At 37.9% G+C, this 16,374-nt stretch carries 13 protein-coding genes; 4 read left to right on the forward strand and 9 right to left on the reverse strand.

What is annotated here, in order from left to right:
* Positions 1 to 570: 570 nt before the first annotated feature.
* Complete coding sequence (gene gcvT / locus H5084_RS15300) at positions 571 to 1,689, reverse strand: glycine cleavage system aminomethyltransferase GcvT (protein WP_182691289.1); 1,119 nt, start codon at positions 1,687 to 1,689, stop codon at positions 571 to 573.
* 448 nt (positions 1,690 to 2,137) lie between these two features.
* Positions 2,138 to 2,764, reverse strand: coding sequence for a helix-turn-helix domain-containing protein (locus H5084_RS15305; protein WP_028867255.1), 627 nt, complete (start codon positions 2,762 to 2,764; stop codon positions 2,138 to 2,140).
* Between the two features lie 366 nt (positions 2,765 to 3,130).
* On the opposite strand from H5084_RS15305, the gene gcvH reads away from it, so the two are divergent.
* Positions 3,131 to 3,508: a glycine cleavage system protein GcvH gene (gcvH, locus tag H5084_RS15310; RefSeq protein WP_028867254.1), complete on the forward strand. Its 378-nt coding sequence runs from the start codon at positions 3,131 to 3,133 to the stop codon at positions 3,506 to 3,508.
* A gap of 186 nt (positions 3,509 to 3,694) precedes the next feature.
* Positions 3,695 to 6,610, forward strand: a complete 2,916-nt coding sequence (gene gcvP, locus H5084_RS15315) for an aminomethyl-transferring glycine dehydrogenase (RefSeq protein WP_182691291.1) — start codon at positions 3,695 to 3,697, stop codon at positions 6,608 to 6,610.
* Positions 6,611 to 7,285: 675 nt separating this feature from the next.
* Here the strand turns inward: gcvP and H5084_RS15320 are convergent.
* Positions 7,286 to 7,813 carry a hypothetical protein gene (locus tag H5084_RS15320; RefSeq protein ID WP_220485983.1) on the reverse strand — a complete coding sequence of 176 codons (528 nt, stop codon included), beginning with the start codon at positions 7,811 to 7,813 and terminating at the stop codon, positions 7,286 to 7,288.
* Between the two features lie 195 nt (positions 7,814 to 8,008).
* A complete protein-coding gene (locus H5084_RS15325; RefSeq protein WP_182691294.1) occupies positions 8,009 to 8,896 on the reverse strand; it encodes a DMT family transporter in 888 nt (295 codons plus the stop codon).
* Between the two features lie 236 nt (positions 8,897 to 9,132).
* Between H5084_RS15325 and H5084_RS19810 the strand changes: the two genes are divergently transcribed.
* Positions 9,133 to 9,537 (forward strand): type II toxin-antitoxin system ParD family antitoxin, encoded by a 405-nt coding sequence (locus H5084_RS19810; RefSeq protein WP_259396845.1) that lies wholly within the window; start codon positions 9,133 to 9,135, stop codon positions 9,535 to 9,537.
* 218 nt (positions 9,538 to 9,755) lie between these two features.
* Here H5084_RS19810 and H5084_RS15340 read toward each other — a convergent pair whose 3' ends face one another.
* The 5 genes from H5084_RS15340 to H5084_RS15360 form a co-directional block, all read right to left on the reverse strand.
* On the reverse strand, positions 9,756 to 10,109 hold the full coding sequence (locus H5084_RS15340; protein WP_182691296.1) for a hypothetical protein: 354 nt from the start codon (positions 10,107 to 10,109) through the stop codon (positions 9,756 to 9,758).
* 345 nt (positions 10,110 to 10,454) lie between these two features.
* A complete protein-coding gene (locus H5084_RS15345) occupies positions 10,455 to 10,778 on the reverse strand; it encodes a hypothetical protein (RefSeq protein ID WP_182691297.1) in 324 nt (107 codons plus the stop codon).
* A gap of 316 nt (positions 10,779 to 11,094) precedes the next feature.
* The gene (locus H5084_RS15350; protein ID WP_182691298.1) at positions 11,095 to 12,684 is read right to left on the reverse strand and encodes a hypothetical protein; all 1,590 of its coding nucleotides are present in this window, start codon (positions 12,682 to 12,684) and stop codon (positions 11,095 to 11,097) included.
* 251 nt (positions 12,685 to 12,935) lie between these two features.
* Positions 12,936 to 14,075, reverse strand: a complete 1,140-nt coding sequence (locus H5084_RS15355) for an MFS transporter (protein ID WP_182691299.1) — start codon at positions 14,073 to 14,075, stop codon at positions 12,936 to 12,938.
* Positions 14,076 to 14,095: 20 nt separating this feature from the next.
* Positions 14,096 to 15,085 carry a GlxA family transcriptional regulator gene (locus tag H5084_RS15360; protein ID WP_220485984.1) on the reverse strand — a complete coding sequence of 330 codons (990 nt, stop codon included), beginning with the start codon at positions 15,083 to 15,085 and terminating at the stop codon, positions 14,096 to 14,098.
* 339 nt (positions 15,086 to 15,424) lie between these two features.
* Between H5084_RS15360 and H5084_RS15365 the strand changes: the two genes are divergently transcribed.
* Positions 15,425 to 16,345 carry an ornithine cyclodeaminase family protein gene (locus H5084_RS15365; RefSeq protein WP_182691301.1) on the forward strand — a complete coding sequence of 307 codons (921 nt, stop codon included), beginning with the start codon at positions 15,425 to 15,427 and terminating at the stop codon, positions 16,343 to 16,345.
* Positions 16,346 to 16,374 lie beyond the last annotated feature (29 nt).

Raw genomic sequence — 16,374 nt, forward strand, 5'->3', positions numbered from 1 at the left:
TAACCATAACCATAACCATAACCAAGTAATTCTATGTAAATACCGATTCGACTAAACCTATTAAGCCAGGCTGTGTAAACCAGAAATGGTAAAACCAAGGCTGCTTAAACAAATGATATAGTATCGACATAAAATGAAAGAAGACGTTAACGTGGCATACTCACAAAAGTCAATTTCAGTTAACGGTGAAAACCAAGGGATTTCAAACTTATTGGCCGCTACTTTTTAATAAAGGCCGTTTCAGATAAGTTATTTCCAATCACGATGTTCTACATTAACTCATCGCCTACCCATGATGTTAGCAGGACGACTGCAGCTGAATTACCTTTGAATTGTGTATCATAATGGCATCCACTACATAAATTGGTAGTTCCGTAGCATCCCCTTTTATTAACATTATCTACCCGCTTAAAAAATTAAAGCTGACAATGTGATTGTCAGCTTTAATTGCACGTTTAGAACGTGCTTTCAGTATCAGGATCTAAAGCGCTAGGTTAATAACGACGACGTTATTAACCTACCAAATTACACTATCAGAAATAGTTGAAACCTGCATATCACTGAGTTTATTTAACCGCGATAGTAGCTTTGTGCTACAAATGGCATTTTTTCAACAACCATTGCTAATTTTTTACCACGCACTTCTGCAAATAATTCAGTACCAATCGCAGTATAATCAGTGCCAACATACCCCATAGCAACAGGAATGCCTTTTGTCGGGCCAAAAGTACCACTGGTCACAATACCAATTTCGTTATCAGCGGCATCAAACAATTTAGCACCTTCACGAACCGGTGCTTTAGTTAGACCCACTAAACCAATGCGTTTACAAGAAACTTGTTTTGTCGCGATTTGTTCCAGAATAATATCACTACCTATGAAACCACCGGCACGCACGCCATCAGCACGACGAGCTTTGCTGATACCCCATAACAAACTTGCCTCAACAGGGGTTGTTGTTTCATCTAGGTCATGGCCATATAAACATAACCCGCACTCTAAACGTAATGAGTCACGAGCACCCAGCCCAACCCACTCCACTTCATCATTTGCTAATAGTTCACGAGCAAGTTGTTCAGCTTGCGCAGCAGGTACTGATATTTCAAAACCATCTTCCCCCGTGTAACCAGAACGACTGACATAACATTCAACCCCAACGAGCTGTATTTTTTCAGCATCCATAAACACCATCTTTTGTACGTCAGCATTTAACTTCGCTAACATATCAGCTGCTTTTGGGCCTTGAATCGCTAATAAAGCGCGGTCTTCAATAATATCAATTTCAACATCAGCAGGAAGATTAGCTTGTAGGTGAGCAATATCTTGTGTTTTACAAGCCGCATTGACTACAACAAACAGGTGATCGCCAAAGTTAGTCACCATTAAATCATCACTAATACCACCTTGCTCATTAGTGAAAAAAGCATAACGCTGTTTACCCGCCGGCAAGTCAATAATATCGACAGGAACTAAAGCTTCTATCGCCGCCGCTGCATTAGCACCTTTTAAACGCAGCTGCCCCATATGAGACACATCAAATAAACCCGCCGATTGACGACAATGTAAGTGCTCTTTTTTTACACCTAATGCATATTGCACCGGCATATCATAACCAGCAAAAGGAACCATTTTTGCGCCCATTTCAATATGTAAAGCATGAAACGGTGTAACTAATAATTGTTCTGACATTGTTTTTACTCCAAAGGCTATAATTTATTAAACGTCACTTACGTTTAGTTAGTAAATTTAATTGTGTTGTTTAAAGCTATTTTTAACGTTGATTTAAACGTTATCGTAGCTCGTTATTTGTAAATGTATTTTGTGTTTGACTATTAATAATGTTGTTCGTTGTTAATGTGATTTATTGATGCTTCCGTTTATCTTTATTAATAATGTTCGATAATAGTGTTAGCGAGTCATGTTTAGTAACTATGTTAAGTAACTATGCTAAGTAACTATGTTAATTAATCGTGTTAAGTAATCATGTTTGGTAAAATGCTAGATGCTTGTTAAATATCTGCATTAATATCCCACTTGCTGACTGCGTCACTTATCGACTTACTTACCATTTCCCTCACATACGGTCTCAGCAACTACCTGAGTTAATAACTTACCACCAAAAAATTTCGATGATTAACTAAGAAGCGGTCACCCATAAAATACTGGCGTCGTCTTCACTTACCGAGATCAACATGTGTCCCATGTTGGCATCGTAATAAACTGAATCACCTTCAGTTAAATTGACCGGTTCATAAAATTCAGAGAAAAATGTAATTTCTCCACTTAACACTAACAGGAACTCTTCACCGTCATGTCTTATCCAATCGGCATACGCATCAAAACTACGTGCACGAATTAATGATTTAAACGGCATCATTTTTTTATTGGTTAATTGCGTCGCTAATAACTCATGTTCATAGGTTGAAGTTGGATGTGCTTTTCCTTCCTCATTTCGCGTAATATCACGGCGACCGGTTGTATGCACTTGCTTGGGCGCCGCAAATAATTGTGGAATATTGATTTGTAATCCACTCGTTAACTTTTGCATTGCTTGAAAAGTCGGTGATATTTGCTCATTTTCAATTTTAGATAAAGTTGAACGCGCTAACCCGGTTTTTTGACTCGCCTCTTCTAATGTTAACCCCAATGAACGACGGATCTCTTTCAATCGTTCACCTAATTTAATAGGAGCTATCTTCTGTTCATGCTGATCTGTAGAAATCGTCATTGATGGATAAATATCTTGTTGTTGGTGATCAGTCATTCTCGTTCTCCTGTCTATGAGACACTATATTATCGAACAAAAATAAAAGCGCACTTTAAAATAAAGATCAATGTCACATTACGGAAATAAAGTTTCCTTTTGGAAACTTTTGCTCAACATTGAGCAAATAAGTCCTTATAATGACCAGCACTTGTTATTATATTGTTAACTTATTTAGGCTAAAGCCTATTAAAAGCTAAAAGCACCATGTTAATGAGTTGTTTCTATTGGATAGAGATAATTCCACTACTGGAAACTTTTGGGTTGGCAGAACCTTAACAATGTAGTAGAAATAGAATTTGTGAGTGTTATGCTTGATAGCGAAACACTCAGCCTCAATATCATTTACTAGCGAAGGATTTAACTATGGAAAGTGCATTAAAGTTCACAGAATCACACGAATGGGTATTAGACAACGGTGACGGTACCGTTACTATCGGCATCTCAAACCAAGCACAAAAGTTATTAGGTGATGTGGTATTTGTTGACTTACCTGCTGTTGGCGATACTACTGAAGCTGGAGAAGCTTTTTCTTTAGTAGAATCAGTAAAAGCAGCGTCTGACCTTTATGCGCCTGTTACTGGTGAAGTCGTTGAAATTAACGACGAGCTAGAAGGTAGCCCAGAGTTGATTAACGAATCACCTTATTCTGCGGGTTGGATTGTTAAAATTAAACTTGAAAATGCAGCTGAGCTAGATACCTTGATGTCAAGCGAAGACTACCACGCAGCAAACGAAGAATAAGCTTTTTGCTTTGTTCTGCAATTGCCAACAAGTTTAAAGCAAACCATTAACAATGATGATTAAGGCGACTTCATAGAAAATCGCCTTTATTTTATAAACCATTGCGCTTTTAACACCATATATTTTTAGCGGGTTTATAAAAAATCTTTCTTACATTTTCTGCAACAGCGACTGTTTAGGATGAATATGACTGCTCCAACATTACTCGATTTATTAAGCGACCAACAAGAATTTGCAACGCGTCACAACGGCCCTAACCCTGCACAACAAAAACGGATGCTGGACACCATTGGTGCAACTAGCTTAGATCAATTAATTGACCAAACTGTGCCCGCCGCTATTCGCCTTCCAAAAAAATTAAACTTAGCCGAAGCACAAAGTGAATCTGACATGTTAGCTTCACTAAAAACGATTGCAGAAAAGAATGTGGTTAACCGAAGCTTCATCGGCCAAGGTTATTACAACACTTTAACGCCTAATGTTATTCTGCGTAACGTATTAGAAAACCCAGGTTGGTACACAGCTTACACACCTTATCAACCTGAAATATCTCAAGGCCGTTTAGAGTCTTTATTAAATTACCAACAAGCGGTAATGGACTTAACAGCAATGGATTTAGCGAATGCGTCTTTATTAGATGAAGCAACCGCTGCTGCAGAATCAATGACCTTATGTAAACGTGCCAGTAAAAGTAAAAGTAATGCTTTCTTTGTTTGTGACGGATTACACCCACAAACAGTCGATGTTATTCGTACACGTGCAGAATATATCGGCATTGAAATCATTACAGGTACTGCCCAAGAATTAGACAACCAAGATGTGTTTGGCGCTATTTTACAGTACCCAAATACTACCGGTCATGTCATTGACCTAACAGACATCATTGCACAAGCTCATTCTAAAAATACCTTAGTCGCTGTTGCATCAGACCTATTAGCATTAACGCTATTAAAAGCGCCGGGTGAAATGGGCGCAGATGTTGTTATCGGTAGCGCACAACGTTTTGGTGTACCAATGGGGTTTGGTGGTCCGCACGCAGGATTCATGGCAACACGTGATAAATTCAAACGTACTATGCCGGGTCGTGTAATTGGTGTGTCAAAAGACAGCAAAGGCAAACCAGCATTACGCATGGCGATGCAAACACGTGAGCAACATATTCGTCGTGAAAAAGCCACTTCCAACATTTGTACTGCACAGGCACTATTAGCCAACATGGCCGCATTTTATGCCTTATACCATGGGCCAGAAGGTTTATTAAAAATCGGTCGTCGTGTTCATCATTACACAGCCGTTCTTGCTGCTGGTTTACAAAGTGAAGGTATCGAATTAGAAAACACCACTTTCTTTGATACGTTAACCATTAATACAAATGAACACAGTAAAGCGATTTACCACCGTGCATTAGCAGAAGGCATGAACTTACGTCTATACCCTGCAAAACAAGTCCCATCGCCAGATAATATCACTGTGCAACTAGGCATCAGTTTAGACGAAACAACCACTGCCAAAGATGTAGAGGATTTGTTATTAGCCATTACTGGTAAAGCACTTAAAGTTAGTGATTTCAGTGAAAACATTGCTAAAGATGAATTTGCAGCAATCCCAAGTAACTGTCGTCGTACTAGTAAGTACTTAACACACCCTGTGTTTTCAGATCACCAAAGTGAAACGCAAATGATGCGTTACATGAAAAAACTAGAAAACAAAGATTACTCATTAACACACGGTATGATCCCATTGGGTAGCTGTACCATGAAGTTAAATGCAGCAGCAGAAATGCTACCTGTTACATGGCCTGAATTTGGACAAATGCACCCTTTTGCACCGACAGAACAAAGCTTTGGTTACCAAGAATTAGCTGAGAAACTATCAACCATGTTATGTGAAATCACTGGTTACGACGGCATCTCATTGCAACCAAATTCAGGTGCGCAAGGTGAATATGCCGGTTTAATCGCGATTAAACGTTACCATCAACATAATGGTGAGGGTCACCGTAATGTATGTTTAATCCCAAGTTCAGCACATGGTACGAACCCTGCATCAGCCTCTATGGTTTCAATGAAAGTGGTTGTTGTAGGCTGTGATGAACAAGGTAATATTGACCATGCAGACTTAAAAGCAAAAATAGATAAACATCGCGATAACCTATCGTGCATCATGATCACTTATCCATCGACACACGGTGTTTACGAAGAGTCGATTCAAGAAGTATGTGAATGGGTGCATGAAGCTGGTGGCCAAGTTTATCTTGATGGTGCCAACATGAATGCACAAGTAGGAATAACAACACCGGGCTTTATCGGTTCAGATGTTTCACACCTTAACTTGCATAAAACATTCTGTATTCCTCATGGCGGCGGCGGCCCAGGTATGGGACCAATTGGCGTTAAAGCACACTTGATCCCGTTCCTACCAGGACACATCGAAGTAACTGAATCTGCAGATAACAAACATTATGCAGTATCAGCAGCAGAGCTAGGTTCAGCGTCTATCTTGCCTATTTCATATGCCTACATTGCAATGATGGGTGAGCAAGGGTTAACGGAAGCCACTAAATTAGCAATATTAAATGCAAACTACGTGATGGAACGTTTACGCCCACACTACCCTATTTTATTCCTTGGTAAAGAAGGACGTGTTGCGCATGAATGTATTATCGATATTCGACCAATTGAAGCTGCCTCAGGCATTTCAGGTGAAGATGTTGCTAAGCGCTTAATGGATTACGGTTTTCATGCGCCAACCATGTCATTCCCTGTAGCGGGAACATTAATGATTGAACCCACTGAGTCTGAAAACTTAAACGAGTTAGATAGATTCTGTAACGCGATGATTGCAATCCGTAAGGAAATCAGCCAAATAGAATCAGGTGAATGGACACTAGAAGATAACCCACTAGTGAATGCGCCACATACTCAAGTGGATGTAATGGAAACTGAGTGGACACATACTTACTCACGTGAAGTCGCTTGTTTCCCATCAGAGTTCAGCAAAGGCGCTAAATACTGGCCAACTGCAAATCGTGTAGATAATGTATTTGGGGACAGAAATTTGATCTGTTCATGCCCAAGTATTGAAAGCTATATCGAAGATTAATTGTATCTTGCTAGTTTTGAATAAAGTTTGAAACTTTAATAGCGTTTCAAACTAACAATAGCCGAAAGGCGAGACAAATATGTCTCGCCTTTTTTATGGCTGTAGTCTTATCGTTCAAGGAGAAATATCCCCTTATTCAGAGACAAACGTTATTGCTAATAAATAATTCGTTTTGCTATAGCGCTGATTTAAACCATTCAACAAGCGGCATTTTGCATCAATAACAGAGCGTTCCTGATTATTATCTAATTTCTCATAAAAATTTTTAACTGAGCAGTATTTTTAAAGTACTACAACACTTCCAACATTTTGCATACAACATATGTATTTTCGAAAGGAATTGATATTGTTGCTCTTTCAACTACTTCGAATCGTACCTTAAATAATTCTTCGTAAATCCTCCGTAGCTCTATGATAGCAACTAACGCGCCTCTAAGCGGTAAATAATAGTTGGTTAAAACAAGCGGCTAAAACCTAAAAACCAATGGTTATCAGCCCTTTTATGTATCTTGTATGGCATACATTTCAGCTTAATTAATTGTCAAAAGATGCAAAGGAAAAATCAATGAGATTAAGACGTTTGATTGAGTAATAACGAGCTATTGGGATTGAGAACAACGAAGTTTTAATTAATTTTAACCAGCAAAATTGTTCAGGATTTTATGAAGATTACTATTAGTTACCCATTGCTGATTTGGTAGCAAAGATAATAATATTCACGCACACGGCAATTAATATTAAGGCAATAAAAGCAAATTTCTTAGAGTGGATATTAACAACTTCGGGTTTATTATCATTACTGTTATTTGATAGCCCTAGTATTGAAAAGTACACCAACGGGATTGATATAATGGAGCCAACTATTTCTATTACAAATAAGCCAGTTGGCATTTGATCAGGTGAGATAGGAAATATACCGGCAAGATCGAGAGCATATACAGATAAATACGAAGCCGCACAAATAATTGAAATAAAGTACGCCCACTTCAGTTTCCGGATCACGAAATAAGTGAGGAGCAAGCTTGTCATTCCTAAAAAGGTTAGAAATATATTAAATGAGCCTAATATGTAGGGATCTATGTGAGTAAAGCTTCTCGTTTCAATTGCACCGCCGGGTATCATAATACTCAACAACACAAAAGAGATAAGTAACAATGTAGCGGTTAAGTATTTAATTTTATCATACATAGTTTTAGCGCACATAGGTTTAATACGCTCCCGATTGAATATCACGCTTCGTTAACTGGCGCCTAGAATAGTATAATTTTTGCTGGCTTTCGTTTGTTGACAAAAACAGCAACAGCCATTTTGCGTCCATTTAAGTCACTTGTTGGAAAATGTGTAAGTGGAATACCACTGATTAACACGACATTCCCCGAGATCGCACCAACAGCCGATTCAATGAGCAACCCGCTTGCGCGTTAGTGCTATCCCTAAAATTATTAATAACATCGCCGCTAGGCTATGCCATTCAATGACTTCGCCCAAAAGAAGCGCACCAGTAAAATACGCCACGACAGGGATCACGTAATTAATGTACGATAGGAACGTAGGGCCTGCCGTGCCGATAACTGCAAACAAGAGAATAGTGGCATACGCAGTTGGGCCGATACCTAACCACAACACGGACAACGTAGCTTTTAAAGAATAGCTTTGCTGCCACGGTAAATCTTGCCACAGCCACAATGGCACTATCACGATGCTGGAAATAATCATCACGCCAGCCGACTTTACAACAGGGTTATAGGAAGGCAATCGTCTCACCAAAATAGTATTGATCGCATAACTAAAAGTGGCGAGTAAAATCAATAGACCACTCAGTAAGTTACTGTGCGCTCCTACTAACGAAGGCCAAAGCACAATCACCACGCCAGTGATACCCAGTACAAAACCGAATATTTTAAAGCGATTGAGACGCTCCCCTAACACAAAATAATGTGCCAAAATCATTGTCGCCAGCGGCATAAATGCCATCAACAATCCCGCAATGCCCGAGCTAATATCCTTCTGACCTGTAGAGATCAGAAGAAATGGCAATAAGTTACCCATAATACCCAGCAACAAAAATATCGCCCAAGCCAACGGCTCCGCAGGCAAACGCCAGCCCTTGGCATACATAAACAGCGTTAGAATAATCGCAGCAATCAATACTCTAAGAGAAACGATCCCCACAGGGCTAAAGCTTTGCAGTGAGACAGCGGTAAACATAAAGGATGTCCCCCACAGCAGAATAAGTAACAGTAGAGAAAGCCAGTCTTTAACAGTAGGTGTATAGTTGTGAGTCATATATCTGATCCAATTAGCATTATTACTGGAGAGTTTAACCGACAACCTCCTACGTTTTTGATGTTTTAAAGTTTAAATGACTTCTAAAACCGCAATAAACTGTAAACAATAGTTGACGATACTTTGTGAGATACGAACAAAAGCCAACTGTTTTTCGTCCTGCTTTAATAACTTATAGTTTGACCAATCCACTTATTTAATAAAATAACTTATTATTATCTAAAAGGGTTCTAAAAATGGCTAAAAGTACTAGCGTTACTTTAGGTAATCATTTTGGACAGTTCATAAGCCAAAAAATTAACTCTGGTCGCTATGATTCAGCAAGTGAATTACTACGAGCTAGCTTATGCGCATTAGAAGACCAAGAGAGCAAGTCATTGAATTTACGTAATATACTAATTCAAGGTGAGCAAAGTGAAACCGTGACTAAAGCTATGGCTCTTTGCTCGCTGAGCTTGATAAAGATAATCACTAATGAAAAAATTGTATTATCAGTTAAAGCAAAGTCAGATGTAACTGAAATAGTAAAGTATACCCAGTTAACTTGGAGACAAGCACAACATAATAACTATTTAAAAATAACGGATAACTCATTTCAATTATTAGCAGATGAGCCCGAGCTAAGAATTAACTGCGATTAAATTAGAGAAGGTTATAGTACATACCCTCAATCTAGTCATGTAATCTACTACAAAGAACATAAAGTAAATCAAATACTAATTGTTCGAACTTTACATAGAAACATGGGTGTTAACCATGCTCTATAAAAATATAACATCGCATTAAGCGGGTTAAAATGTGTCGCGAAGTGAAACCTAACCAATTTTTATTGTTTCAAGCACTTATTAGATTTTGGGTGCTATTGAGAAGAAGCCATTAACACTTCTTTTTGAATAAATGACTGTAAATCCAGTCCATCAGGTATTTCAATGGTTAGTTCATCATTACCTTGTTTATGAATAACTATATGTCTTAACTTCTTAGAACCACTATCGATCTCAATACTTCCAACGCGAGTACTATTGTTATCGAACTGAATTTCACGCCCTGGTATTATTTCAAATATAATGAAACCAGACTTCAAATCGGTTACGCGTAAATAATCAAAGCCATCTTCTTTTTTCCACGCGAATACTGATAGCATTGAGTCCTGATTTATAATTTTTACAATTTCATCGATTGTGCTCTGCAATTTAAACCTTATATCATCCATATGACTCTCCTATAAATAAACCTAAATAGACTGTAATATTTCTCATTTTAGCCTAATTATTATAAATAAAAATGACAGTAACTTACATTTACTTGAGATTAAATAGATTATTTTATTTTTATTAACTAATTGATTAAATTGGGTCATAGATAGAATTATAAGGCTAACACTGAGGCATTTTTTGAGTTTAGAAGCACCAAGGTCAAACCCCAATGGAATCAAAAATCTTAATAGGCATAATGTATCTCATTATGGCGTCACCCATTAGGTCCATCGCTTGAGGTTGTCCAACACCCAGATAAGGTGCCGGCTGTGCTGCACCAATTCTTGTTTTTTATAACGCACTCACTCTGGAATAAAATTAGCTTCTGGCCATATTTCATTTATTTCATCTGCTTGCTGGTGAGCAGTAAAACGCTCCCAAACGATACAGTTTACATCAGTATCTTGGCTAAACTCTTCTGCTGATGAATCTTCCCAACCTAAATGACGTAATTCTCCAGGCTTACAGGTTGAATCTTGTCTGACTGATAAATTAAGTGACTCAGTTCTCCATAAGGCATATTCATTTAAAACAAATGAGCATGGTTCCACGCCTAAACGAATAGTGTAATCTTTGATAGTTTCTTTGATATTATGTGTAGCAATTGCGATATGTAATTTATTCACAAAACCTCCTTGTGCGATATCAACGCCAGCTTAAGCGAACTAAAATACCCTACATTTGAGTAGGCTGGTTTTTCGATTCGTTATTCATTCTGGCAAAGGCTTATTATGAGCAACAACAAGCTAAAGAGACGCCGCATAACAGTATAATTAGAGCCTTAGCTTTTAAGTGGTTCAGGATAGTACTTAGATATTTGAATACCAACACACCTTATGATGAATCAACCTATTTAGCCACGCTAAAAAGAAGGGACTCACCGCTTTTAAAATTTGCACTTGATAGTTAAATTTTACTAGCGCTCCACCGCAGGGCGTGTTGTTATGTGACTCTATCTGTATTAATAAATACATGATTTATTTCTTTTAGTAACTCTGTCATTTGCTCTAAAATATGATCGAATGCTTCTATTAACGTAGTATCATCAAAACCTAGCCTTCCAATAGTTTTCTCATAATTTGAGCCTCGCCTATGAGCGACACCCGATGAACGAACACCTTGCAGACCACCAAAGAAAGAAGCCGCGTCGAATTTTACTCCACTCTCTTTAAGGTAGGCTGAAAGTAACTTTATAGAGCCACTTTCTTCGATGGATACATGTTCTTTAAGACTCTTAACGTTAATAGAATCGATAGTGACTTTTACCAAAGAGAGGACTTGAGAGTCAAATTCAGATTGTTCATTTTTTGTTAAAGAATGCAAAGTCTTAAAGCAATGTTTGTCAGCTTCAATTAACGGTAAAAATAATGACCATCCTTTTTGTTCTACCCACTGACTTTGGAAGCGTTCAAATTCAGATTTAAATACTAAGTCAGGGCTTTCAGCATCGGCAAAATTTCCCATAATACTACGCTTGAAATAAGTGCCACTCATTTTCCTTTCTTCTGGAGGTAAATTAAAACTTTTCCAATAAACAGCCTCCGCGTGAGGTATATCTCTGCCTAAATCACCTAAAAAAACGCAAATATGATCTGATGAATTATTATCAAAACGCAATCTCCAATAACCATGCTTAAGAATTACACTATCTTGTACATCGTATTCTGTTGACGCTCCGAAATATTTTTGGAGAACACCTTTATCAAAATAAATAGGAGTTAGATAGTGTGGAGCACCTTGGTTTTTCCCAAAGTAGTCAGCAAGCAATGAAGGGTTACTTGAGTGAACCGTATTATCATGAGCATCGCCTTCTATTATAAACGATTCATAATCTTTCTCAGTCTTAAACGGGCTATAATTCTCCTCTAGTCTGGGTAAACATCGATAAAGTTTCTTTCCTAGAACTCGAGTAAAGGTATCAAAATCTTTAACATATGAGCTATCCCAAAACCTAGTGAATGAAATAGCGGTTTCATTAACGTGCTCATCCGCCAACCTTTCACTACCTATTTTATGTCTGGAGTTTTCGAAAAACAGAAGTAGGTTCATTTGTCTAGCCGACATAAATGCTCTCAAAAATGACTTTCTTATTACAGTTTCCATTTCCGAGTATTTGATGACGTCAATTTCAGTCCCATTTTCATCATCTACAACATACTTACAATTAGCTGAATCATGATATAACTCAAGGTAGAGAACTAACTCTTGTAAAATTTCACGATAAGGCTCGCGCCTTCCGTGGAACTCTCTGCGAATAACTAAAGGAATATATTTTGAACTGTTTGGTTCATACCAAATATTATTATGACCACTTGATACTATGGACGGACCTCCATCACCAGGCAATAAATCCCAACCATATCCCTCCATAGCTTGTTCTGTTTCATCGGGGGAAACCAAACATGAATATAAAGATCCATCTTCGGATTTGTCATCTTTGTTAAGGTTTTTGTGAAGAGGAATCCAGTTTTCTTCACCCAATTCATCACGAACAAATTGTAAAAAATCATCCATGTCTACATTTTTACTCATCATTCACCTAATATTCAATTTGTCAAAATTAACCTAAAAAACATTTATAGCACATAAAATCAAATAATTAAGATTTTAATCAAATTGTAATCATGCGAATAGATAGACAAATCTGTATTAAAAACAGAAATACGAAACATCAAATGCACTGTATAAAAATCATATAGAAAGGTAAAAGAAGTAAAATGAATGAAGTTTCCATTTTTCAAACGCAAAAGGAGTGCAATAGGTTACCCATTAGGGCTTATAAGCTAATCTTTAAACCACAAATTAAGTAACAATATGCAGGCTAATATCAATAAAACACACTGATTAATCTGTTGCCAATCAAACCAATTTATAAGTACTCCTCCACTGATAACCGCGATAATGCTTGATAGGGCAATAATCACCTCTGACACTCCTTGTGCTTTTCCTTTTTCTATTGGTTCAATGGATTTTGTGTATTGTGCAGTGCCAGCCATATACATAAAATTCCATCCCATTCCGAGTAGAAATAAACTCACGTAGTAATTGATCAACTCCATCCCTAATATGGCCATCATTGCACTAAGAGATAAGATACATAGGCCTGTTATTGTGATCGATTTTGTGCCGAATCGGTCAATCAATTTTCCACTAAAAAATGAGGGTAAAAACATGCCAATAATGTGCCAACCGATAACAGATATCCCTTGATTTGTAGAGTGATGACCTGAATGCATTGCTAAGGGTGTTACTACCATCATCAACACCATCACAAACTGAGTGAAGGCTGTATTAAATACGCCTATCAGAAAGCCTGAATGTTTAATAAAGCGAGAGCTTGCGCTTTTAATTATAGGTTGAGCAATAACCTGAACGTTCAGTTTACCTAGTAAAAAATAGGCAATGAGAGTAAACACAGTCAACATTAAGTATGCGCCTAGGTAGGCAGGTTGTTTTATCCATTGATTTGCTTGCATCGCCAAACTAGGTCCTAAAACAGCAGCAAGCAAGCTCCCAGACAACACTAAGCCCATGACACGGCCATGTTGACCTATTGGTGTTTCATCAATTGCTGCTAGTCGATAAAAAACTGAGGATGCCTGATAAATCCCCATTAAAAAATTGGCCAAACAAAACAAATAAAAACTCTCTTGTAAAATAGCTAACATACACAACAAACCAGAAATAGCGCCTGCAATTGCGCCGAGACGTAAGCCCTTACGACGCCCATGTTGCTGCATGAAAATAGATAGTTTATAAGTCGCTATTAAAGCACCTAAGCTTACTAAACCATATGGGAGAGTCGCCAATGAAGAATAAGGCGCAAGTTGAATACCAATAATTGATGATAAACTGACCCCAATTAATACAGCAAACCAGTAACAACTCTGGGAGAAAGACAGGGCAATAATGCTAACATTCATCTAATCAGTCCTTTTTTAAATTAAATATGAAAACGTTTGCGGTATTCTGAAGGTGAGATATTTAACTCGCGTTTGAATAAACGCCTAAAAGATTCACTATTTTCATAGCCACATAAGTAAGCGATTCGTTGTATTGATGTGTTGTTTTCTTCCAACAATAAACGTGCTTTGTTAAAGCGCGCTTTGGTAATATAGCGTGAAGGAGGTAAACCTATTTCCAGTGTAAATTTTCGAGAGAAATTACGAACACTCATTGCCACTAATTCTGCAAGCTGGCTTACCATCAATACCTTATTTAGGTTTTTATCAATCCAATTCTGAGCTAGCACTATCGCATCACTGCTTGCGCTAACAGTGGTTTTAATACTAGAAAACTGATTTTGTCCACCAGGACGATGATAAAATGCAACCATCTCGCGAGAGGTCTCCAAAGCTATCCGATGCCCGTAATCTTCTTGAATCAAATAAAGCGACAAATCTATTCCTGAAGTCACACCAGCTGAACAGTAATACTTATCATCTTTAGTAAACAGAGCATCAATATTGAGTTTGACTGAAGGAAAGCGTGTAGAAAACTCCTCATAACGCCCCCAGTGTGTCGTTGCTTGACGGTTTTCCATTAGCCCTGTTGCGGCAAGAATAAACGCCCCACTACATACTGAAGATACACGCCTTGCTTGATCCATAATGGGCAGTAATTGAGAAATCACTTCAGGTTGATCAGCTAACGACAATGCCACCTCTCCTCCTGAGATCATAATAGTATCAGCTTGATATTGAACAAGATCGTCAAGCACACCATCAGTTAAAACACTGGTTCCCGTATGAAGTTTAATTTGCAGTTGAGTAAGACTAAATAATTTTATTTCGTAAATATCAAAGTTTTCAGAATGCATGCGTTTATACATTTCATTGGCACTGGCAAAAACTTGTAAAGGACCAAAAATATCAACTGCATTTGCACCATCATAAGCGATAACAGCAACTTTGATTGGATATTGTATTTTCATGGGTATCACTTCCATTTGAGTTAGTGATATGAATTATACGCACAACCAGCTGTCCGAAAGGACATATTACCGCCTTATTCAGCCAAAAAATTATAAATCATGTAGGGGTAATGATGACGTATGTTCCTAAGCGATTCGGTATCTATTTCTTTGTCTGTTTATTGTTGTTAAAAAGTTATTCTGATAACAGACAATTTTGTCGCCGGACAGGGCAAAACTATTAAACATTTTTTTAAACTTAAAAAATAAATTTAAAATTGTGCGAACCGCACAGTCGGTTAATTTTCACAAAACGAGTATGATAGAAAAACGTTAACTTAAACCAAGGATTTCAATTACATGCTTTTATTTATTAATGCGGAAGACGTTAAGGATAATTTATCATGGACAGCGCTTTGTGATGCTTTGCATGAAGGTCATCAAGCTCCCCAAGCTGATATCGATGACATTTTATTCAAGCAAGGAGACAATGCGCTATTAAACCGAGCAGCATGGATCAAAGGTAAGGGAATAGGTGTAAAAACAGCGACCATTTTTCCCAATAATGCCAACCTCGCAGAGCCCCTCCCAAATGTACAAGCGGTGTTCACCCTGTTCGATGATGAAACAGGAAAACCATTAGCATTTATTGATGGCAATTTAGTCACAAAATGGAAAACAGCTGGCGATTCAGTATTTGCCGCTAAATTATTGGCGAGACCAAATAGTCGAGTGTTAACCATTATTGGTGCTGGAGCAGTCGCATCATCAATGATTGATGCCTATAGAGCTTTGTTCCCTAAACTGGAAAAGGTTCAGGTATGGAATCGTACCTTTGCAAAAGCCCAAAAACTAGCGCAAGAAAAAAACGCTATTGCCATTCAAGATCTGCCTGAAGCATTAAGCAACGCTGATATTGTCTCTTCTTCTACCATGTCAACGTCATCGTTTATTAAAGGTGAATGGATCAAAGCAGGCACACATGTGGATTTAATTGGTGCCTATCGTCCTGATATGCGTGAAGCTGATGACTCACTATTAATCAAATCGCGAATCTTTGTTGATTCACGAGATACTGCAATTCATGATATTGGCGAGCTCGCGAAGCCAATAAAGGATGGAATAATTAAAGAAAGTGACGTGTTAGCAGACTTTTATCAACTGTGTAATGACGGACAAGGACGCCAAAACGAATCGGAAATAACGCTTTTCAAAAATGGCGGTGGTGCCCATTTAGATTTAATGACTGCGCTTTATATTATGAAAATGGCAAGAAAATAACTTATATCATTTAACACAGTGGGGGCAGT

The organism is Psychromonas sp. SR45-3, from assembly GCF_014163575.1.
Lineage (GTDB): Bacteria > Pseudomonadota > Gammaproteobacteria > Enterobacterales > Psychromonadaceae > Psychromonas > Psychromonas arctica.

Excerpts from the sequence above, each read along its gene's own strand:
- gcvT (WP_182691289.1), bottom strand. The coding sequence starts at position 1,689 with ATGTCAGAACAATTATTAGTTACACCGTTTCATGCTTTACATATTGAA.
- H5084_RS15305 (WP_028867255.1), bottom strand. The coding sequence starts at position 2,764 with ATGACTGATCACCAACAACAAGATATTTATCCATCAATGACGATTTCT.
- gcvH (WP_028867254.1), top strand. The coding sequence starts at position 3,131 with ATGGAAAGTGCATTAAAGTTCACAGAATCACACGAATGGGTATTAGAC.
- gcvP (WP_182691291.1), top strand. The coding sequence starts at position 3,695 with ATGACTGCTCCAACATTACTCGATTTATTAAGCGACCAACAAGAATTT.
- H5084_RS15320 (WP_220485983.1), bottom strand. The coding sequence starts at position 7,813 with ATGTGCGCTAAAACTATGTATGATAAAATTAAATACTTAACCGCTACA.
- H5084_RS15325 (WP_182691294.1), bottom strand. The coding sequence starts at position 8,896 with ATGACTCACAACTATACACCTACTGTTAAAGACTGGCTTTCTCTACTG.
- H5084_RS19810 (WP_259396845.1), top strand. The coding sequence starts at position 9,133 with ATGGCTAAAAGTACTAGCGTTACTTTAGGTAATCATTTTGGACAGTTC.
- H5084_RS15340 (WP_182691296.1), bottom strand. The coding sequence starts at position 10,109 with ATGGATGATATAAGGTTTAAATTGCAGAGCACAATCGATGAAATTGTA.
- H5084_RS15350 (WP_182691298.1), bottom strand. The coding sequence starts at position 12,684 with ATGAGTAAAAATGTAGACATGGATGATTTTTTACAATTTGTTCGTGAT.
- H5084_RS15355 (WP_182691299.1), bottom strand. The coding sequence starts at position 14,075 with ATGAATGTTAGCATTATTGCCCTGTCTTTCTCCCAGAGTTGTTACTGG.
- H5084_RS15360 (WP_220485984.1), bottom strand. The coding sequence starts at position 15,085 with ATGAAAATACAATATCCAATCAAAGTTGCTGTTATCGCTTATGATGGT.
- H5084_RS15365 (WP_182691301.1), top strand. The coding sequence starts at position 15,425 with ATGCTTTTATTTATTAATGCGGAAGACGTTAAGGATAATTTATCATGG.